The sequence below is a fragment of the Micromonospora fulviviridis genome (assembly GCF_014648395.1).
In the GTDB taxonomy this organism is placed as follows: domain Bacteria; phylum Actinomycetota; class Actinomycetes; order Mycobacteriales; family Micromonosporaceae; genus Micromonospora; species Micromonospora fulviviridis.
This window is the reverse complement of sequence record NZ_BMRA01000002.1, coordinates 744,759-764,464: the sequence shown is the minus strand read 5'-3', so window position 1 is coordinate 764,464 and position 19,706 is coordinate 744,759. Positions and strand designations below refer to the sequence as shown.

At 73.9% G+C, this 19,706-nt stretch carries 18 protein-coding genes; 10 read left to right on the top strand and 8 right to left on the bottom strand.

Translation table 11 applies throughout. From position 1 onward, the window contains the following. Positions 1 to 53: 53 nt before the first annotated feature. The 5 genes from IEY96_RS08480 to IEY96_RS08460 all read left to right on the top strand — a co-directional run bounded on the left by IEY96_RS08480 (position 54) and on the right by IEY96_RS08460 (position 6,745). Entirely contained in the window at positions 54 to 2,252 is a 2,199-nt protein-coding gene (locus IEY96_RS08480; protein WP_189194221.1) for a trypsin-like serine protease, read from the top strand. A 205-nt stretch (positions 2,253 to 2,457) separates the two neighbouring features. Next, entirely contained in the window at positions 2,458 to 4,737 is a 2,280-nt protein-coding gene (locus IEY96_RS08475; protein WP_189194220.1) for a putative bifunctional diguanylate cyclase/phosphodiesterase, read from the top strand. A gap of 126 nt (positions 4,738 to 4,863) precedes the next feature. After that, entirely contained in the window at positions 4,864 to 5,496 is a 633-nt protein-coding gene (locus tag IEY96_RS08470; protein ID WP_189194219.1) for a hypothetical protein, read from the top strand. 155 nt (positions 5,497 to 5,651) lie between these two features. Continuing rightward, complete coding sequence (locus tag IEY96_RS08465; protein WP_189194218.1) at positions 5,652 to 6,410, top strand: MerR family transcriptional regulator; 759 nt, start codon at positions 5,652 to 5,654, stop codon at positions 6,408 to 6,410. A gap of 50 nt (positions 6,411 to 6,460) precedes the next feature. Beyond that, positions 6,461 to 6,745, top strand: coding sequence for a putative quinol monooxygenase (locus IEY96_RS08460; protein ID WP_189194217.1), 285 nt, complete (start codon positions 6,461 to 6,463; stop codon positions 6,743 to 6,745). Between the two features lie 49 nt (positions 6,746 to 6,794). On the opposite strand, the gene IEY96_RS08455 is transcribed toward IEY96_RS08460, so the two are convergent. Continuing rightward, on the bottom strand, positions 6,795 to 8,312 hold the full coding sequence (locus IEY96_RS08455; protein WP_189194216.1) for a GntP family permease: 1,518 nt from the start codon (positions 8,310 to 8,312) through the stop codon (positions 6,795 to 6,797). Between the two features lie 46 nt (positions 8,313 to 8,358). Further along, complete coding sequence (locus IEY96_RS08450; protein ID WP_189194215.1) at positions 8,359 to 9,900, bottom strand: gluconokinase; 1,542 nt, start codon at positions 9,898 to 9,900, stop codon at positions 8,359 to 8,361. A 268-nt stretch (positions 9,901 to 10,168) separates the two neighbouring features. On the opposite strand from IEY96_RS08450, the gene IEY96_RS08445 reads away from it, so the two are divergent. Continuing rightward, positions 10,169 to 11,332: a hypothetical protein gene (locus tag IEY96_RS08445; RefSeq protein WP_189194214.1), complete on the top strand. Its 1,164-nt coding sequence runs from the start codon at positions 10,169 to 10,171 to the stop codon at positions 11,330 to 11,332. Positions 11,333 to 11,336: 4 nt separating this feature from the next. Here IEY96_RS08445 and IEY96_RS08440 read toward each other — a convergent pair whose 3' ends face one another. Then, positions 11,337 to 11,768 carry a VOC family protein gene (locus IEY96_RS08440; RefSeq protein ID WP_189194213.1) on the bottom strand — a complete coding sequence of 144 codons (432 nt, stop codon included), beginning with the start codon at positions 11,766 to 11,768 and terminating at the stop codon, positions 11,337 to 11,339. Positions 11,769 to 11,944: 176 nt separating this feature from the next. Between IEY96_RS08440 and IEY96_RS08435 the strand changes: the two genes are divergently transcribed. Continuing rightward, positions 11,945 to 13,234: a hypothetical protein gene (locus tag IEY96_RS08435; RefSeq protein ID WP_189194212.1), complete on the top strand. Its 1,290-nt coding sequence runs from the start codon at positions 11,945 to 11,947 to the stop codon at positions 13,232 to 13,234. Here the strand turns inward: IEY96_RS08435 and IEY96_RS08430 are convergent. After that, entirely contained in the window at positions 13,222 to 13,815 is a 594-nt protein-coding gene (locus IEY96_RS08430) for a hypothetical protein (protein WP_189194211.1), read from the bottom strand. The genes IEY96_RS08435 and IEY96_RS08430 overlap by 13 nt on opposite strands. Before the next feature lie 262 nt (positions 13,816 to 14,077). Here IEY96_RS08430 and IEY96_RS08425 point away from each other — a divergent pair, with 262 nt between their 5' ends. Next, positions 14,078 to 15,247, top strand: coding sequence for an aminoglycoside phosphotransferase family protein (locus IEY96_RS08425; protein WP_189194210.1), 1,170 nt, complete (start codon positions 14,078 to 14,080; stop codon positions 15,245 to 15,247). Here the strand turns inward: IEY96_RS08425 and IEY96_RS08420 are convergent. Further along, the gene (locus tag IEY96_RS08420) at positions 15,196 to 16,098 is read right to left on the bottom strand and encodes an AraC family transcriptional regulator (RefSeq protein WP_189194209.1); all 903 of its coding nucleotides are present in this window, start codon (positions 16,096 to 16,098) and stop codon (positions 15,196 to 15,198) included. The genes IEY96_RS08425 and IEY96_RS08420 overlap by 52 nt on opposite strands. 100 nt (positions 16,099 to 16,198) lie before the next feature. Further along, positions 16,199 to 17,116 (bottom strand): RNA polymerase sigma factor SigJ, encoded by a 918-nt coding sequence (gene sigJ, locus IEY96_RS08415; RefSeq protein WP_189194208.1) that lies wholly within the window; start codon positions 17,114 to 17,116, stop codon positions 16,199 to 16,201. Positions 17,117 to 17,215: 99 nt separating this feature from the next. Between sigJ and IEY96_RS08410 the strand changes: the two genes are divergently transcribed. Then, complete coding sequence (locus IEY96_RS08410; RefSeq protein WP_229791446.1) at positions 17,216 to 17,686, top strand: hypothetical protein; 471 nt, start codon at positions 17,216 to 17,218, stop codon at positions 17,684 to 17,686. Further along, positions 17,622 to 17,984, top strand: coding sequence for a membrane protein insertion efficiency factor YidD (gene yidD, locus IEY96_RS08405; protein WP_189194207.1), 363 nt, complete (start codon positions 17,622 to 17,624; stop codon positions 17,982 to 17,984). Before IEY96_RS08410 ends, yidD begins: the two co-directional genes overlap by 65 nt. 3 nt (positions 17,985 to 17,987) lie before the next feature. On the opposite strand, the gene IEY96_RS08400 is transcribed toward yidD, so the two are convergent. Both IEY96_RS08400 and IEY96_RS08395 read right to left on the bottom strand, forming a co-directional pair. Then, positions 17,988 to 18,722 carry a YqjF family protein gene (locus IEY96_RS08400; RefSeq protein ID WP_189194206.1) on the bottom strand — a complete coding sequence of 245 codons (735 nt, stop codon included), beginning with the start codon at positions 18,720 to 18,722 and terminating at the stop codon, positions 17,988 to 17,990. A 25-nt stretch (positions 18,723 to 18,747) separates the two neighbouring features. Beyond that, positions 18,748 to 19,620 carry an alpha/beta fold hydrolase gene (locus IEY96_RS08395; RefSeq protein WP_189194205.1) on the bottom strand — a complete coding sequence of 291 codons (873 nt, stop codon included), beginning with the start codon at positions 19,618 to 19,620 and terminating at the stop codon, positions 18,748 to 18,750. Between the last annotated feature and the right edge of the window lie 86 nt (positions 19,621 to 19,706).

Here is a 19,706-nt window from a genome sequence, read left to right as displayed (position 1 = left end):
GCGAGATCGGGTCGGACCCCCGGCCCGGTGCCGCTACCTCAACGGGGGATGTGTTGTCAGCTCATCGTGCACGTCGATGGGGAGCCGGTCTCCTCGGCGTCATCCTCGCCTCGGGTCTGCTGGGCGGCGGAACCGCCTCGGCCGTCACGGGCGCCACCCCGGTGCCCGACGGCACCTACACCTTCACCGCCAAGGTGACCTTCGGCGACACCCGCGCCTGCACCGGCGCGCTGGTCGACCAGAACTTCGTCGTGACGGCGAAGACCTGCCTCACCGACGGGACCACGCCGGTCGCCGCCGGCGCGCCGACCCGCCCCACCTCGGTGGTCGTCGGCCGCACCGACCTCACCACGACAGCCGGTCGGGAGTTGGCGGCCGTCGCGGTCGTCCCGCACCCGGACCGGAACCTCGCGCTGCTGCGGCTCTCCGCCCCGGTCACCGGCATCGCGCCGGTCGCCCTCGCCGCGACCGCGCCCGCCGCCGCGGAGACGCTGAAGGTCGCCGGCTACGGCCGCACCGCGACCGAGTGGGTGCCGGACCGGCTGCACGCGGCCGACTTCACCGTCCAGACCGTCGCCACCGCCACCGCCGACATCACCGGCGCGTCGGCCGGGGCGACCATCTGCAAGGGCGACGCCGGCGGCCCCGCGCTCCGGGACGTCGCCGGCACGCCGCAGCTCGTGGCGATCAGCAACACGTCCTGGCAGAAGGGCTGCCTGGCGGAGACCGAGACCCGCGACGGCGCCACCGTCACCCGAGTGGACGACCTGGGCGCCTGGATCCGCGAGCAGACCGCCGACGTGCAGGTCTTCGGCGTCTCCACCGGCGGCCAGCTCACCTACAGCGTGATCGACTCGGCCACCGGCCAGTTGCGCGCCAACCGCCAGTCGACCACCACGCTCGGCTTCACGGCGAAGGCCATGGCCACGCTGAACGAGAACACCATCCTGGTCACCGAGACCGGCGGCAAGATGTACCGGGTGGACGTCACCGGGCTCGACCCGCTGACCTTCACCACGACCTGGGTCATGGACGGCTGGTCCGCCTACGACCGGCTCACCTACGACGGCTACGGCTCGCTCTACGGCATCATCGCCAGCACCAACGAGCTGCGCCGCCGGACGCTGACCACCGAGAAGCCGGCCTCGGCGACCGATCTCACCCGGCCCACGGTGGTCGCCACCGGCTTCGCCCAGAAGACCCTGACCGCGAGCGGGCCCGGCCGGATCCTCGGCAACATCGCCGACGGTCGGCTGCTCTCCTACAAGATCAACGGTGGTGGGCCGGAGGGCTTCGTCTCCAGCGCCCTGGCCACGACCGGGTGGGCGGGCTACACCCACATCCTCTCGCCCGGTGGTGGCTGGTACTTCGCCCGCACCTCCGGCGGCGGGCTGGACCGCTACCGTGACGCCAACCCCTACGACGGCAGCGGCGCCGACCTGACGAAGTCCACCGCGGTCAGCACCAGCGGCTGGAGCCAGACCCTGCTGTCGGCCCGGCCGTGGCACGGCCTGGTCTCCGTTTACGGCGCCAAGCCCGACGGCCGGCTCTCCTACACCGCGTTCGACCCGGTGACCGGTGCCAAGGTCTTCAGCACCGTGTCGACGCAGACCCTCGGCCTCACGCCGAAGGCCCTGGCGACCCTCAACTCGGACACCCTGCTGGTGACCGACACGGGCGGCAACCTCCACCGGGTCGACATCACGGGCACCCAGCCGCTCACCTTCACCCGGACCACCGACCGCCTCGGCGGCGGCTGGACGCACGACCGGCTGGTCTACGACGGCTACGGCTCGCTCTTCGGCCAGGCGGGCAGTGTCCTGCACCGCTACACGGTGACCAAGGCCAAGCCGGCCGTCGCCACCGACATCACGAACCACGTCGTGCCGATCGCCAGTGGCTTCGGTGTGCTGTCGCTGGGCGCCAACGGCAAGGGCCACCTGATCACCACGACCAGCACCGGCGCCCTCGCCACGTACTACATCACCCCGGCCGGCGCCTGGGACGGCCGCTTCGACCCGGCGACGACGGGCTGGAGCGGGGTCACCTCGCTCTTCTCGCCCGGTAGCGGTCACTATTACCGCCGCGACGCCAACGGCGTGCTGACCGGGTACGTGGAGACCAGCCCGTTCGACAGCACCGGCGCCGACCTGACCGCGTACGTGCCGACCGGCACGGCCAGCGGCGGGTGGGACGCCATCCTCTCCGTCCAGTCGTACGACTCCTGGCCGGACAGCACGCGCCGCTGGTGATCAGCGGCACCTGAATGACGACGCGGGCCGTCTCCACTGCGGTGGGGCGGCCCGCGCCGTTGTCCACCGGACGACGCCGTTCGGCTCTGGCGGCGGCACCGGGCGCTGACTAGGCTTGCGCCGTTCGCCGTCCGCAACCGGTCCTCACCGTCGAGGGTGCGCGTCTGAGAGAGAGCCGGAGCGAATCGTTGTACCGCAGCACGACGTGAGCCTCGCCGCCGTGGCGCCGGCCCGTCGCCCGCTCTCCGGCCGTGTCGGGCTCGTCGCGGCCGCCCTCGTCGTACTCGGGGAAGCGGTGTGGCTGTTCGGCGGCCTGCCGGGAGCGGCCCTGGTCAGCGACCTCGGCGCGGTGGCGGTGGCGACCTGGGCTGCGGTGGCCTGCACGCGGGCGGCCCGGCGGCACCCGACCCCGCTGCGCCGGTTCTGGGCACTGCTCGCGGCCACCATGATCCTCGCGGCCCTCGGCCGGATGGTGTGGACGGTCGAGCGGCTCGGCGGGCAGGAGCTGCCGCACACCCCGCTGGTCGGCGGGCTGTTCACCGCCGGCATCGTCACCGGCACCGCCGCGCTGCTCTGCTCCCTGGCCGCCCCGCGCAGCCTGGTCGGGCAGGCCCGTACCCTGCTCGACGGGGTGATCGTCGGGCTGGCCCTCATCCCGATCGGCTGGGTGGTGGTGTTCCGCGACCTCGCCGACGCCGACCTGGCCGATCCGCTGCGCACCTTCGGGCTGCTCTACCCGATGCTCGACCTGATGCAGCTCACCATCCTGGTGGCGGTCGCCGGGCCGACCCGGCCGATGTGGCGGGCGCTCACCCTGATCGGGGTCGGCCTGGCCACCCGGGCCGCCGCCGACGCCGTCTACGTCTCCCTCGTGGCGCACGGCAGCTACGCCCCCGGCCATCCGATCGACGTCTGCTGGCCGCTGAGTTACCTGGTCATGGGGCTCGCCACCCGCTACCCGCCGCCGCCCGCCGACGCGGCTGAGGAGGAGGCCGGCGAGTCGCCGCTGCCGCCGTGGTGGCGGGTCGCCCTGCCGTACCTGCCGGTGGGCGGGGCGATCGTCGCCGTGGTGCTCTCCCGGCGGCCCACCGGGCAGACCCCGCACATGATCTTCATCGGCATGATGGCGCTGCTCGGCGTGCTCGCGCTGCGTCAGGGGCTGGCCGCCAACGAGAACCTGCGGCTGGTCGCCCGGCTGCGCCGGCTCGCCTACTCCGACCAGCTCACCGGCCTGCCCAACCGGCTGACCTTCACCCGGCGGCTGCGCCGGGCCCTGCGCGACGGCGGCCCGGTCGCCGTGCTGCTCCTCGACCTGGACGGGTTCAAGCAGGTCAACGACCGCTTCGGGCACGCCGCCGGTGACCGGCTGCTGACCACCATCGCCGAGCGGATGCGGGACGCGACCGGCCCCGACGGGATGATCGCGCGGCTCGGCGGCGACGAGTTCGCCGTGCTGGTCGCCGGGGACCGGCCGGTCCCGCCCGAGCGGCTCGCCGTCCGGCTGCTCGCCGCCCTCGAACCGCTGCCCGGCGAGGAGGACCTGGGCGTGCACCCGTCGGCCAGCATCGGCATCGCCGAGTACGGCCCGCAGCACGCCTCCCACACCGACCTGCTCCGCGACGCCGACATCGCCATGTACGCGGCCAAGGCCGCCGGCAAGTCCGCGTACCGGACCTGCACCCCGCAGCTGCGGGAGTCGGCGGTGACCCGGGCCGAGCTGATCGCCGACCTGCGCCGCGCGGTCGACGAGGGGCAACTGCTCATGGAGTTCCAGCCCATCGTCGACCTGGCCACCGGCACGGTACGCAGCGCCGAGGCGCTGGTCCGCTGGCGGCACCCCCGGCTCGGGGTGCTCACTCCGGCGCGGTTCCTGCCGCTGGCCGAGGAGACCGGGCTGATCCTGGCCATCGACCGGTGGGTGATCCACGAGGCGTGCCGGGCCGCGGCCACCTGGCGGGAGCACGCGCCCGAGGTGGCCGTGGCCGTCAACATCGCCGCCGCCCACCTGCGCCGGCCCGACCTGATCGCCACGGTGACCGGGGCGGTCGGCGCGGCCGGCCTGCCGCCCCGCGCGCTCACCCTGGAACTCACCGAGTCGGCACTGATCGAGGGGAGCGAGGCGGTGCTCGACCGGCTGACCCAGCTCCGCGACCTGGGGATCCGCATCGCCATCGACGACTTCGGCACCGGCTACTCCTCGCTGAGCTACCTGCACCGGATCCCGGCCACCGAGCTGAAGATCGACCGGTCGTTCGTGTCCCGGCTGGACGCCGACGACGCGCGGGCGTACGCCACGGTCGAAATGGTCAACCGGCTGGCCGGCGCGTTCGACCTGGCCGTCGTGGCCGAGGGCGTGGAGACCGGCAGCCAGCACGCCGCGGTGACCGCGATCGGCTGCCTGCACGGCCAGGGCTGGCGCTACGGCCGCCCGGTCGCCCTGCCCGAGCTGCTCCACGCGCTCACCCCGGTCGACGCGGCCCGCTGACCGGCCCGGCCGGCACCGGGCCGAAGGTCCCGGACAGGACAGGGGGTTCGGCCCTGCTGGCGGTGTCCCCGTCCACGCCACGATGAGTCGGCAACCAACGGACACCATCCATACAGGAGTTCAGACATGAAGCGACGGACGCTCGACCTGTTGTTCAGCATCGGTGGGCTGGGCCTCGCGGTCCTGCTGCTCGTCGTCGGCGTCGTCCTGACGACGAACGCCAACTTCGCCAACCAGTACGTGCACGACCAGCTCGCCGCCCAGCACATCAGCTTCACCCCCGCCGAAAAGCTGAGCGACGAGGAGAAGAAGGCGGACTGCCTGCGCGAGTACGCCGGCAAGCCGCTCACCACCGGCAAGCAGGCCGAGTGCTACGCCAACGAGTACATCGGCCTGCACCTGAAGTCGATCGGCGGCGGCAAGACGTACGCCGACCTGGGCGCGCCGCAGACCGCGCTGCGCGAGCAGGTGGCCCAGGCCCAGCAGAGCAACGCCGCCAACCTGGCCGACCTGCAGAAGCAGCTCGCCGACGTCACCGCCCAGCGGGAGACCGTGTTCAAGGGCGAGACGCTGCGCGGCCTGCTGCTCACCTCGTACGGGTTCAGCGAGTTCGGCCGCAAGGCCGAGCAGGGCGCCCTGGCCCTGTACCTCGGCGCGGCGCTGCTCCTGCTGCTCTCGGTCGCCGGCCTGGTGCACGCCTTCCGCACCCCGGTCAGCGAGACCTTCGCCGCCCCGGAGCGGGAGCGGATCACCACCTGACCCGGTCCACGATCGCCCCCGGCCTCCCGCACCCCCTCGGGAGACCGGGGGCGATCGCCGTTTCGCGCGCCGGCCGGGTGACGCGGGCCGCAGAATCGGGCTTGACCCTCACGCAACGGGAGGCGGGAGCCTTGGTCGCGGAAGGGAGGGAACCCATGGCGTACACGGTGGGTCAGGTGGCGCGGGCCGCCCGGGTGACGGTCCGGACGCTGCACCACTACGACGAGATCGGGCTGCTCTCGCCGAGCGGCCGCACCGCGGCGGGCTACCGCCGTTACGACGACGCGGACCTGGAGCGGTTGCAGCTGATCCGGGCCTACCGGGAGCTGGGGTTCCCGTTGGAGGAGATCGCCGAGATCCTCGACGACCCGGGCGGCGACCCGTTGCCGCACCTGCGGCGGCAGCACGAGCTGCTGACCGGGCGGATCGGGAAGCTGCGGGACATGGTCGCGGCGATCGAACTCGCGATGGAGGCGAGAAAGTTGGACATTCAACTCACCCCGGAGGAGCGGTTCGAGGTGTTCGGGGACTTCGACCCGGACGAGCACGCCGAGGAGGCCGAGCGGCGCTGGGGCGGCAGCGAGGCGTACCGGCAGTCGACCGAGCGGGTCGGCCGCTACTCGAAGGAGGACTGGCTGCGCAACAAGGCCGAGAACGAGGAGTGGGGGCGGCGCATCACCGCGCTGATGGCGTCGGGCGCCCCGGCCGACTCGCCGGAGGCCATGGCGCTGGCCGAGGAGCACCGGCAGCTCATCAGCCGGTGGTTCTACGACTGCTCGTACGAGATCCACACCGGCCTGGCCGACATGTACCTGGCCGACCCGCGGTTCACCGCGTACTTCGAGAAGATCCGGCCGGGGCTGGCCGCGTACCTGAACGAGGCCATCCACGCCAACGCGATCAGCCGGGCCTGATCCGGCCGGGGTGCCAGGATGGGCCGGACGGCTCACCCTCGGGAGGTCATGTGTTCATCGTCGCCGGCACCCTCTACGTCGACCCGGCCCGGCGGGACGCCTACCTGGCCTCCTGTGTGGAGGTGGTCCGGGCGGCCCGCTCGGCGCCGGGCTGCGTGGACTTCGCGGTCAGCGCGGACCTGGTCGAGCCGGGCCGGATCAACGTCTACGAGCGGTGGGAGTCCGACGAGCAACTGCTCGACTTCCGCGGCTCCGGCCCGGACGGGGAGCAGGCGGCGATGATCCTCGGCGCCGAGGTGCACAAGTTCCGCATCTCCGGCGTCGAGGCGCCGTGACCCGGGCGCCCGACCGGCCCGGTCGGGCGCCCGCGCGGACAGGCGTCCGTTAAAGGATCAGGTCGAGCAGGAGGACGCCGGCGAAGCCGACCACCGAGATGATCGTCTCCATGACCGACCAGCTCTTGATGGTCTGCCCGACGGTCAACCCGAAGTACTCCTTGACGAGCCAGAAGCCGGCGTCGTTGACGTGCGAGAAGAACAGCGACCCGCAGCCGATGGCCAGCGCCAGCAGCGCCACCTCGGGGCCCTGGAGGGTGGCCGCGAGGGGCGACACGATGCCGGCGGCGGTGATGGTGGCGACGGTGGCCGAGCCGGTGGCCACCCGGATGCCGACCGCGACCAGCCAGCCCAGCAGCAGCGGCGACAGGTTCGCGCCCTTGGCGGCGTCCGCGACGAGGTTGCCCACGCCCGCGTCGACCAGCACCTGCTTGAAGCCGCCGCCGGCGGCGACGATCAGCAGGATGCCGGCGATCGCCGGCAGCGAGCCGCCCAGGAAACCGGAGACCTGGCTGCGGCTGAACCCGGTCCCGTAGCCCAGGAAGATCATCGCGAAGATGACGCCGGCCAGCAGCGCGACGATCGGGGTGCCGACGATGTCCAGCGCCTTGCGGCCGGGGGTGTCCTCGGCCAGGGTCAGCTCGCCGATCGCGCGCAGCAGCATCAGCACGACGGGCAGCAGCACGGTGACCACGGCGGCCCAGAGCGCCGGCTCGCGGCGGGCGCGCGGGCCCACCGGCTCCTCGATGGGCGCGCCGGGGCGGCCGGCACCCGGGTTGACCAGGTCGTCCTCGGTGACCAGGTCACCGTCGGCGTCGAGCCGGCCCTCGCCGGGGCGGGTCGGCCGCCGCTCCCCGCCGACGGCGAGCGGCCGCCGGGTGGGCAGCAGCGCCTCGGGCGCGGTGGCCGGGACGTGACGGGCGATGAAGTTGCCGAAGACCGGGCCGGCGATGATCACCGTGGGGATCGCCACGAGCAGTCCCAGGGCCAGGGTCTGGCCCAGGTTGGCGCCGAGCGCGTCGATCGCGACCAGCGGGCCGGGGTGCGGCGGCACCAGGCCGTGCAGCACCGACAGGCCGGCCAGCGCCGGGATGCCGATCTTCATCAGCGGTACGTCGACCCGGCGGGACACCAGCAGCACGATCGGCACGAGCAGCACCACGCCGACCTCGAAGAAGAGCGGGAGCCCGATCAGCGCGGCCACGCCGGCCATGGCCCAGGGCAGCGCGCCGCCGGAGACCCGGCCGACCACCCGTTCCACGATGCTGTCGGCGCCGCCGGACTCGGCGAGCAGGCCACCGATCATCGCGCCGAGCGCGATCAGCAGGCCGACGCCGCCGACGGTGGAGCCGACCCCGCCGCTGAACGAGGTGACGATCTTGTCGGCGCTGACCCCGGCGACCACGCCGAGCACGGCGGCGCCGAGGATCAGCGCCAGGAACGGGTGCACCTTGCCCCAGGCGATCAGCACCACCACCGCGGCGATGCCGAGCAGGGCGGCGATGACGAGTTGGGTGTCACCGGCGTTCGTGAGGGGTTCCGCCGGTGCGGCGAGCAGTGTGACCACGGCAATCACGACCTTCGTTAGTCGTCCGTGCCTCCGGTACGGGCGATCACTGGGGAGGAGCGGTGGGTGGTGGTTCGGGCGGCAGGTTCGGAGCCAGCCGCCGCAGGGACGCGAACGTCGGTACGAGCGCGTCGTACAGCTCGGAGAAGAGCGGCAGCAGGGCCGCGTACGTGGCGGCGGAGGCGGGGTCCGGGCGGACCGTCTCCTCGATCCGGACCAGGTCGGCCGCGACCTCGATCGACTCGATGAGGCCGAGCGCCTGCATGCCGAGCAGCGCGGCGCCGAAGCTGGAGCCCTCGTGCCCGGCCGGGAAGCGCACCGGCATGCCGAGCGCGTCGGCGAGGATCTGCCGCCACAGCGGGCTGCGGGCGAAGCCGCCGCTGGCGCGGACCTCGCGTACCTCGTTGCCGGCCGCCCGGACCGAGGCGAGGACGAGGGCGAGCTGCTGGCAGACCCCCTCCAGCGCGGCCCGGACCAGGTGGGCGCGGCCGTGCCCGTGGGTCAGCCCGACGTACGCGCCGCGGGGCAGCGCGCTCCAGTGCGGCGCCCGCTCGCTGAGCAGGTACGGCAGCATGATCAGCCCGCCGGAGCCGACCGGCGCCCGGGCGGCCAGGTCGAGCAGCTCCTCCTCGGCGTGCTCGCCCAGCTCGGGGGCGAGCGCCTCGTTGGCCCACTGGAGGACGATCCCGCCGTTGTTGATCGCCCCGCCGACCACCCAGCGGTGCTCGGTCAGGGCGTAGCAGAAGACGCCGCCGAGCGGGTCGACGCCGGGGCGCTCCACCATCACCCGCATGGCCCCGCTGGTGCCGATCGAGCAGGCCACCTCGCCGGGATGCACCGCGCCGAGGCCCAGGTTCGCCAGCGGCCCGTCGCCGGCGCCCACCACGAGCGGGGTGTCCGCGGGCAGGCCGGTGGCCCGGGCCGCGTCGGCGGTCAGCCCGGGCAGCACGTGGGTGGTGGGGACGAGCTGCGGAAGCTGCTCCTCGGTGATCCCCGCGATGCCCAGCGCCTCGGCGTCCCAGGCCAGCCGGTGGATGTCCATGAGCCCGGTGGCGGAGGCGACCGAATGGTCGATGACCAGAGCCCCGGCCAGCCGCAGCAGCACGTACTCCTTGATGCCGACCCAGTGCGCGACCCGCTCGTGCAGCTTGGGTTGCTGCTCGGCGAACCAGACCAGCTTGGGCAGCGGCGCCATCGGGTGCACAGGTGTGCCGGTGCGCCGGTGGATGGCCAGCCCGGAGGAGACGGCGCGGAGCCGTTCGGCCTGGGCGGCGGCCCGGGAGTCGGCCCAGGTGACCGAGGGGGTGAGCGGGGTGCCGCCGGCGTCCAGCCCGATCAGGCTGTGCATGGCGGTGCTGAACGACAGGCCGGCGATGGGCCGGCCCAGCTCCCCGACGAGCGCCCGGATCGACCCCACCACCGCGTCGAAGATCCGTACCGGGTCCTGCTCGGCGTAGCCGGGGTGCGGCTCCTCCAGCGGATAGCCGATCGAGTGGGTGCCGAGCTGCCGGCCGCCGGTGTCGTACGCGACCGCCTTGGTGCTGGTGGTGCCGATGTCCACCCCCACCACGACGGCCGGGTCACCCACCGGTGCACCTCCTCGCGTCCGGCGGGGGTCGCGGCGCGTCCCGCCCTGCGGCTGACGTTACCGACGCACCGACCCCCTCGCACGGTGAAGCAGGGCCGTCGGGGCGGCAGCCACCGGCGCCGTGAATCGACGCGCAAGATTCCGCCTAACGTGTCGCGCAATCACCCGATCGGTCAAATCGGTGACTTTGGCGTTTCTTGCCACCCCCGCGCCGCCGTTGACATGAATGACACCCCGATTGGTGGGCTCGCGCGGCGGAGGAGTCGGCGTGGCGATGACTGATTCGACGGGTTCCACATGGCGCTACCGGTGGGCGCACCGGCAGAACGACCGGCGGCAGCGGGCCTTCCGCATGGCCGACGAGGCGTGGCGACGCCGCGACGACGAGCTGCGGCGACTGCGTGCTCTCGCCGGGTCCTTCCACGGCTCGGTCGAGGCCGGCGCGGGCCTGCCCATGGAGCTGGCCCCCGGCGAGGTGGTCTTCTGGACGCTGCCGGCCGCGCAACTGGTCGAGGTCCGGCACACCGCCGTGCTGCCGGCCCCCGAGCTGACCGTCGACCCGGAACCGCCGGCGCTGCGCCCGCGCCGCCCCGAAGGGGTGAAGGTCGCCGACGCCGGGCTCGCCGTGCTCACCAACCGGCGTCTCGTGCTGCTCGGCGGCCGGGGCCGGCGCGACTGGACGTACGGGCGGATGACCGGGCTGTCCCACGACCCCGGTGCGCCGGTCACGTTGATCCAGGTCCTCGACCGGCGGCGTACCTCCGGTCTCCTGCTGCCCACCGGCGCGGTGGCCGACTTCCGCTTCAAGCTCACGCTGGCCTTCGCCGACGCGATCGAGCAGCGCGCCGCGGTCGTCGCCCAGCTCGACGAGCTGATCGCGGAGCACGACGCGGCGCGGCCCGCCCGGCCGGCCGTGCTCACCCCGGCGCAGGCCCGGATCTCCGCGCTGCTCCCCGGCGGGCGGCGGACCGTCGCGGTCGCCGCGGCCCTCGCGCTGATCGTGCCCGCGATGCTCTTCGAGTCCGACCCCCCGGTGCGCCCCGGCTCGGAGATGGCCTCAGCCGCCACCCCGGCGGCCACCGCCACCCCGACGCCCCTGCCGATCGCCCCCGCCGTCCAGGTCAAACCCAGCCCCAAACCGCAGCGCACCCGGACCGCGCCGACCACCACGCCGTCCCGGAGAACCACACCGCAGCCGGCCGCCGAACGCCGCTGCGGCGCCCCGGCCAACCCCTACGGGTACGACTTCTGCGGCGGCGAACGGATCCGCAAGCCGGCCGCCGGGATCTGCGACTGGTTCGAGTGCGCGCCCGGCTTCTGGTCCGGGCGCGGCTGGCTGGTGCAGTGCCGCGACGGCGCGGTAAGCCTGACCGGCGGGCAGCGCGAGTCGTGCGCCGCCAACCAGGGCTACCGCCGGACCTTCTGGACCTGACCGCTCAGCCGCCGATGTCGGGGACGGTCAATGAGCCGTCCTCGGCCAGCGGGAAACCCGGGTTCCAGGCGATCTCCCACAGGTGACCGTCCGGGTCGGTGAAGCAGCCCGCGTACCCGCCGTAAAAGGTTTCCCGGGCCGGCCGGGTGACCGTCGCGCCGGCCTTGGCGGCCCGGCCCAGGATCTCGTCCACCTCGGGGCGGCTGCGCACGTTCTGCGCCAGGCTCAGCCCACCGAAGCCGTCCCCGCCCGGGTCGGCCAGGCCGGCGTCGTCCGCCAGCTTGTCCCGCCCCCAGAGCACCACCGCCAGGCCCCCGGCCTGGAAGAACACGGTCTCCTCGACCTCCTGGCCGCGCCACCCGAGGCGCTCGTAGAAGGCCCGGGCCCGGGCCAGGTCGGCCACGCCGAGGGTGATCAGACTGACGCGCTGGTCCATCTCCGGACCGTACCGCCGTTCCGGCCGGCGCAGGCCGGGACCTGGTTCGACGTCGCCTCCCCCGATCGGCCAGCCGGAAAAGGCCGAAACCTGTCGATGCCGTCCATGTCCCTTCCCGGACCCCGACGGTTGTACCGGATGGACGCGGAAGCCCTTTCATGATGCGAGGCAACCCGGTGACGGCGAAAGACGGCGAGGGGCGCGGCTGGCGGGCCCGGTGGGTCGGACGGGAGAACGAACGGCGGCGCACGGCGTACGAGGCCGCTCTGCAGGCGTGGCGCCGGCGCGACGAGGAGTTGCGCCAGCTCTACACCGAGGCCGAGGAACCCACCCAGTTGGCGGAGACGCCGGCGGGGCTGCCCGTGCAGCTCGACGACGACGAGATCGTGCTGGCCGTCGAGCCCGCCGCGGAACTCGTCGAGGTGACCGCGCGACACACCGCGGGTCTGCCCACCGCCGAGCTCACCGTCGTGCCCCTTGAGGACGGATCGACCCCACAGCCGAGGGGCGTCAGCGTGGTCGACGCCGGCACGGCGGTGGTGACCGACCGGCGGCTGATCATCGTGGGCCGCGACGAGCAGGAGGAGTGGCCGTACGCGCAGGTCGCCGGGATCGCCCACCACCCCGGCGACCCGCTCACGCTGCTGCACGCGAAGCGCCCGGGCCGCATCCGGGGCGTGCGGGTGCCCCGGGCCGCCGCGTCCGCCTTCCGGCTGCGACTCACCGTGGCGTACGCCGACGCGACCGGAGCGCGCGCGGCGCTGCTGGACCGGCTCGACGACGCGGTGGTGGACCACTGGCACGACCAGCCGCCCGGGCCGACGCCGGCCACTCCCGCCGACGCGCCGCTGACCGCCCGGCTCGTCCGGCCGGCCCTGGTCACCGCCGTCGCGGTGGCACTGGCCATCGCCGCGGTCGCCAGCGTCGTCCACGGGTCCCTCCCGGACCGGCCCGTGATCGGGATGGAGGTGGACGGCGCTACCGGGGTGGAGCCCACCGGCCCGGGCGTGCCGTCCGGGTCCCCCGGTCTCGGCGCACCGGCCAGCCCCACCACTCCCCCCGCCACCGGCACCACCTCCGACCCGCCGCCGGGCGCGGCACCCCGCACCGCCGCGCCCACCTCCGCGACGACCACCCCCGCGACGACCACCCCCGCCACCGGCGGGCCACCGGACCACCCGTCGTCGCCGAGTGCGACCGGCAGTTCCGCGCCGACCTCGCCGAGCCCCACCCCGGCAGACCGCTGCGGGGCGCCGGCCAACCCGTACGGCTACAACTACTGCGGCGGCTCCTACGTGTACGCCCCCGCCTCGGACGTGTGCGACTACTTCGCCTGCGTCGACAACCTCTGGAGCGGCAACGGATACCTGGTCCAGTGCGAGGACGGGCTGACCAGCAGGACCGGCATGAAGGGTGGGGGGTGCGCCGAACACGGCGGCACCAGACGCCCGGTCTACGCCGCCTGACCGGGTCCGCCCGCACCGCCGATCGCAGTCCGCCGCAGCGGGAACAGTCCACCGAAGACCAGGGCTGCGCCGACCGGCAGCAGGTCCAGGTCGACGGCGATCGCGACGAACCCGGCCAGCACCAGCACCGGCCCCCACACCGGCAGCAGCCGCAGCACGACGGCCCGGACCAGCAGCACCAGCAGGCCCAGCTCGAACAGCATCGGCCCGCCCAGCAGCACCACGTCCGGCGGCGGCACCGCCTCGGCGAACCGCGGGAACAGGTCGCCGAGGATCACCCAGATGAACGCGGCCGCGCCGACCAGACCGGCGACCGCGGCCACGTCGTCCACCGCCCGCAGCCGGGGCGAGACGGTACGCAGCAGGCCGGGCAGCCCCACGATCACCGCCCCGAACGCGAGAATGCCGACCAGGAACAGGGTGTGCCCGGTGTTCCACGCCCATGCGCCCTTGTCGCTGTGCCCGTCCAGGCGGTCGACAGTGCGTAGGAGGCCGTAGCCGAGCAGCAGCAGTGCGGCGGCCAGGGCGGTCGGCCGCAACCACGGGTATGACGTGCGCGTCGGCTTATCGGTGAGTGTCATGGCCTCAGCCTCGCCGCCGGGCGTGCCGAAGGCATCCGGGTGCAACCCGTACCCGCCCCGGACCGCCGACCCCCGATCCGGCTCGGGGACGGACACCCCAGCCGTACGGGCATCCCGCCACGTCGGGGTTGCGCTGTCAGGGTCTGTCAGACCCGGTCAGTCCTTGTCAGGTCGCGACCGGCGCCTGACACGCCTGACCGGCGCGAGGCGGACCGGTCGATAACCGCTCGCTGTCAGGCGGAAGTGACGCTACGGTCTCGGCGTGTCTCGCACGGTGACTCTCGTCCTGGTCGACGCCGCCGGCCGGCCGCTCGGCGCCCTGCCCCCGTACGACGTGCCCGAGCCGTGGTGGCAGCAGGTCGGCGCCATCGTCGACGAGGCCCGCCGCCGGTACGGCGTTGACGTCGCCGTGCTGCGACTGCTCGCCGGCGACCGCCCCGAGCCGCCCGGCGGCCACGTCACCTACCTCGGTGAGGTCACCGACCCACCCGCCGTACCCCTGACCCCCGCGCCGGTCGACCTGACGCCCCACCCGCTGCGCGCCCCGTACGCCGAGCCCGGCGGCCCGGCCCGCAGCGTCGACTGGGCCACCGGTGAGCTGCGCCGCCTCGGCCGGCCGGTCACCGCCGTGGCGCAGCACCGCACCTGGAACCTGTCGGCGATCTGGCGGCTCGACGGCCCGGCCGGCAGCGCCTGGCTCAAGCAGGTGCCCCCGTTCTTTCGGCACGAGGCCGCCGTGCTGCGCTGGCTCGGCGCCGCCGCGCCCACGACCGCCCCCACCCTGCTCGCCGCCGACGACACCGGCCGGCTCCTGCTCGACCACGTGCCCGGTGAGGACCGCTACGGCGCCGACGAGGCGGAGCGGGCCGCCGTCGCCGCCGAGCACCACGCCGTCCAGCTCCGCGCCGCCGGCGACACGGCCGGGCTGGTCGCGGCCGGCGTACCCGATCTGCGCGGGCCGGCGCTGGCCGGCTGGATCCGCGACCGGCTGGCCCCGCACGACCCGGCCGCGGCCGCCGACCTGCTCGCCGGCCTCGACGACCGGATCGACCAGGTCCGCGACTGCGGCCTGCCCGACACCCTCGTGCACGGCGACCTGCACCCGGGCAACGTGCGCGGCGACGGCACCCGCGGGGTGGTCATCGACTGGGGCGACGCCTTCGTCGGCCACCCCGCCTTCGACATCCTGCGCCTCACCGAGACCCTCGACCCGCCCGTGGCCGGCCGGCTGCTCGACGCGTGGGCCGCCCGCTGGCGGGCCGACGTGCCGGGCAGCGACCCGGAGCGCGCCGTGAAGCTGCTCGGCCCCGTCGCCCACCTGCGGATGGCCGCCGTGTACGCGATGTTCCTCGCCGGCATCGAGCCGAGCGAGCACGCCTATCACGTGCTCGACGTGCCGGCCTGCCTGGAACGGGCCGCCGCCGCGGCCTGACGCACCGGGATCCACAGCTCGGCCTCGGCGGTCTTCCCGTCGGCCGACACCCGCACCTTCGAGATCTCCGGCCCCGGGCGGCTCTCGTAGGGGTTGGACGGGAACCACTGGGTGAACACGTCCCGCCACAGGTACTGCACCGCCTGCGGGAACTCGCCCGAGACGGTGAACACCGCCCAGGAGCCGGCCGCCACCGGCAGGCGGTCCAGGTCCTCCGGCACGTCCGCGCCGGTCACCACCCCGTGCCAGTAGTCCAGCTCGGTGCCCTCGGCCCGGGAGCCGGCCAGGTCGTCGCTGACGTTGACGATGCCGCGCGGCTCCTGGTCGGAGAGCGCCTCGATCCGGCGTACCGTCTCCGGGTCGAGGCCCTTGATGAACGCCACGATGTGCGGGTTCATCCCCTCGTGGACGAGCGGCACCCGGGCCTTCAACCCGGCGAGCTGGAAGGCGTCCTTGGTCACGATCCGGTAGTCCATGCTGGTGCTCCCTTCGACGACGAGCCGGAAGGACATCCGGGGCTGCGACCGCAGCACCGCCCCGGTGCGCCGCGCCTCGGCCGGGCCGACCCCGTGCACCGCGCGGAACGCCCGGGCGAACGCCTCGTTCGAGCCGTACCCCCAGCGGACCGCCACGTCGAGCAGCGACGCCTCGCCCGCCAGCACCTCGGCGCCGGCCACGGTGAGCCGCCGCCGGCGCACGTACTCCGACAGCGGCATCCCGGCCAGGGCCGAGAAGAGCCGCCGGAAGTGGTGCTCCGACGTGCAGGCGATCCGGGCCAACCCGGCCACGTCGAGCGGTTGGTCGAGGTGGCGTTCGAGGTGGTCCATGGCCTGGTTGAGTCGCTCCAGCACCCGGTGCTCCTTCCCTTGACGCCCTCGACGCTAGGCATCCAGGATCCGTCCCACCCGACCCCACCGAACCCGATCCGATCGGTTGCGGAGCGAGGGCTGGTCAGCCCTCCCGCACCCACGGCCGTAGCTTCTCCGGGTTGCGGACCGCCCAGATCCGGGTGACGCGCCCGTCGACGATGTCGAACGACGCCACGGTCACGACGACGCCGGCACGCTGGGCCACCAGGCCCGGCACACCGTTGACCGACCGCTCCAGGATCTCGAGCCCCGGAGCCCAGTCGGCGATGGCGACCATGTACTGGGCGATGCGCGCGCCGCCCTCGACCGGGCGCAGGACGGTGCCGACCATGCCGCCGCCGTCGGCGGTCATCACGGCAGACGGGTTGAGGAGACCGACGAGGGCCGCGATGTCCCTGGTCTCCCATGCCTCCTTGACCTGCCTCACCACGTCGGCCTGCCCGGACGCCGGCACGGGAGCGCTCGCGACGGTCACCCGCCGCCGGGCGGAGGCCGCCAGCTGCTTGCAGGCCGCAGGGGTCCGCCCGAGAACGTCGGCGATCTCGGCGAACGCGTACCGGAAGACGTCGTGCAGGACGAACGCCACCCGCTCGGCGGGCGTCATCGACTCCAAGACGACGAGGAAGGCCATGGACACCGACTCGTCCAGGACGATCTGGTCGGCGGGGTCCGCGCGGCCGGTGGGGTCGACGCCACCCGCATGACCCCACTCGGCGCGGTCGGGCAGCGGCTCGGGCAGCCACGCGCCGACATAGCGTTCACGGCGGGCCCGCGCCGAGCCGAGCCGGTCCAGGCAGATGCGGCTGGTCACCGTCGTCAGCCAGGCGCCCGGGGACAGGATCTCCTCCTGCCGGCTTCGCGGCAGCCCGTACCAGCGTGCGTAGGCATCCTGGACGGCGTCCTCGGCCTCGGACACCGAACCGAGCATCCGGTAGGCGACATTGATCAGCTGGCGTCGCTCGCCGACGATCTCATCCCCGCTGGTGGCGACAGTCCCCACGCTTCCGGCCGCCCCCTCGCCTTACCTTTCGCACACCCGCGTCGTCGGGCTGGTGAGACCTTATCGACCTGCTGCCCGAGGGCGGAAAAGGGGAATGACATGGCCACGGCCACTCAGGTGACGGCAAAGGCACCACGCAGCCCCTCGTTCCTGCAGATCGCGATCGCCCTGCAGACCCTGACCATCTTCGTTCAGGCGGTCTCCGCCGGACTGCTGCTGACCTCGTCCTACGGAGAGACGCTGCACAGTATCGGAGCCCGTGTGATGTACGGGGCGTCGATGCTGTACGTGCTCGCGGCGGTGCTGGCGTGGAAGCCGGGCGGCGGCTCGCTGACGCCGGTCTGGCACGCGTCCGGGTTCCTCGTGCTCGCCTCGGTCCAGGTCGTGCTGGGCATCGCGCACGTCCCGTCGGTCCACCTCCCCCTGGGTGTCCTGATGTTCGGTCTGAGCGTGCTGGCGCTGGCCCAGGTTGCTGGCGCGGGTGTCGCATCATGGCGTGGTGATCATGCGGAAGCGGCGCCACAAGAAGAAGGACCGGGACTGGTGCAACTGCGATCTCCCCGACTGTGACGGCCCGGGCTGCTGCGACCTCGGCCTCTTCTCCCTGCTGCTGACCCTCGGCTCGGTGGCCGCCGGCGTGGTGCGCGGGCCCGCCATGGACCGCGCCGGCCGTGCCGCCATCGTCGGCTACCGCCGCTGGCTGTCGCACCGCTGGCCCGCCCAGTGCCGCTACACGCCCACGTGCAGCGCGTACGGGCTGGCGGCGGTGGAGCGGTACGGCCTCGCGGTGGGCGGGCGGCTGGCCGCCGACCGGGTCCGCCGCTGCCGGCCGGACGTGCCGCGCGGTACCCACGATCCGCTGCGCTGACGCTCAGCGCACGGGCGCCGGCGCGCCGAACACGACCGGAATGCCGGGGGAGTGGAGCACGCTCACCGGCGGCCCGGCCGGCGGCGGCAGACCGGCGGCGGTGACCAGGTCGTCGTCGAGGTGCAGCAGTTCGGCCCGGTGCAACGGCCACCGCGGATGCCAGTTCGGCAGGTGCAGGGTGCGCCCGTATGCCCGGGTGTGCAGGCCCCAGCGGGCGGTGAGGAAGTGCTCCAGCGGGGTCGGGTCGGCGATCGGCGCACCGACCCGGACGGCCATCCGGCTCGACGCCCGGGCCGGGCCGGGCCAGCGCCGCCGGCAGCGGTAGGTGAGACGGTCACCGTCCCGGTCCAGCCGCATGGCCGACCACTTGTACGGCAGCCGCAGGCTCAGCTGCGCGACCAGCACCGGCACCAGCCGGGAGGCGTCCAGCGAGCGGAACACCACGGCCCGCCGCCCGGTGCCGTCGACCGAGTAGAGCCGGACGTTGGTCTCCCAGAACGTGCCGAAGTACGGCACCCCCGGTCCCCGTCCGAGGCCCAGCCCGACCATCCGGAAGCCGATCAGCCCGACGTAGCTGAGCCCGTCGAGGGTGTCGGGGCGGGTGCCGGCGGGCAGCAGCGGCGCGACCACCTCCGGCTCGACCGCCCAGTGCAGGAAGGTGAGGTCCTGCCAGCGTTGCCGCAGCCACGCGCGCGGGAAAGTCCGGACGGGCGCGCAGTCGACCGGCTCGATGTCCACGTGTCCATCGTGCCCCGTCCGGCGGTCAGGCGAGGAACGCCAGCAGGTGCCGCAGCGTCTCCTCGGGCGCCTCCTCGGGCAGGAAGTGCCCGGCCGCGACCGGCCCGCCCTCGACCTGGTCCGCCCAGGCCCGCCACACCTCGAGCGGCCGGTACCAGGTCGCCACCGGACCGGCGTGCCCCCACAGCGCCAGCACGGGACAGCCGATCCGCCGCCGGCCCCGGTCGGCCCGGTCGTGCTCGTAGTCCAGGGTCGCCGCCGCCCGGTACTGCTCGCAGATCGCGTGGATGGCCTCCGGCCTGCCGAGCTTCGCCACGTACTCCGCCCGCACGGCCGCGGGAAAGGCGTCCGGCACCTCAGACAGGTCGTCCAGCATGTGGTCGACGATGACCTCCGGCGCCTGCGCGACCAGCCGCTCCGGCACCGGCTCGGGCGCGGCGAGGAACGACCAGAGCCAGAACCCGAGGCTGAAGGCCATGTCGGCGCGGTCGAACGCGTCGCCGGTGGGCACGATGTCGAGCACCGCGAGGCGGCTCACCGCGTCGGGATGGTCCAACGCCATCCGGTACGCGCACCGCCCACCGCGATCGTGCCCCACGACCGCGAACCGGTCGTAGCCCAGCAGCCGCATGACCTCCACCTGCTCGGCGGCCACCCGCCGCATGCTGTACGGCGCGTGGTCCGGCGCGCTGGGCGGTGCACCGCTGTCACCGAACCCCCGCAGGTCCGTGGCGACCACGGTGAACCGTTCCGCGAGCCGGGGCGCGACCCGGTGCCACATGAGGTGCGTCTCGGGCATGCCGTGCAGCAGCAGGACCGGCGGCCCGTGGCCACCCCGCCGCCCATGGATCGTCGTGTCGCTCGTGACGACGTCCAGCTCCGCGAAGCCGTCGAACACCGGTTGCCGCCTCCTCGTCGGGCCCCTCGTGGACCCGCCCGGTTCAACGACCGCAACCCGGTGGCAGTGCGGCGGGCCGGCGCCCG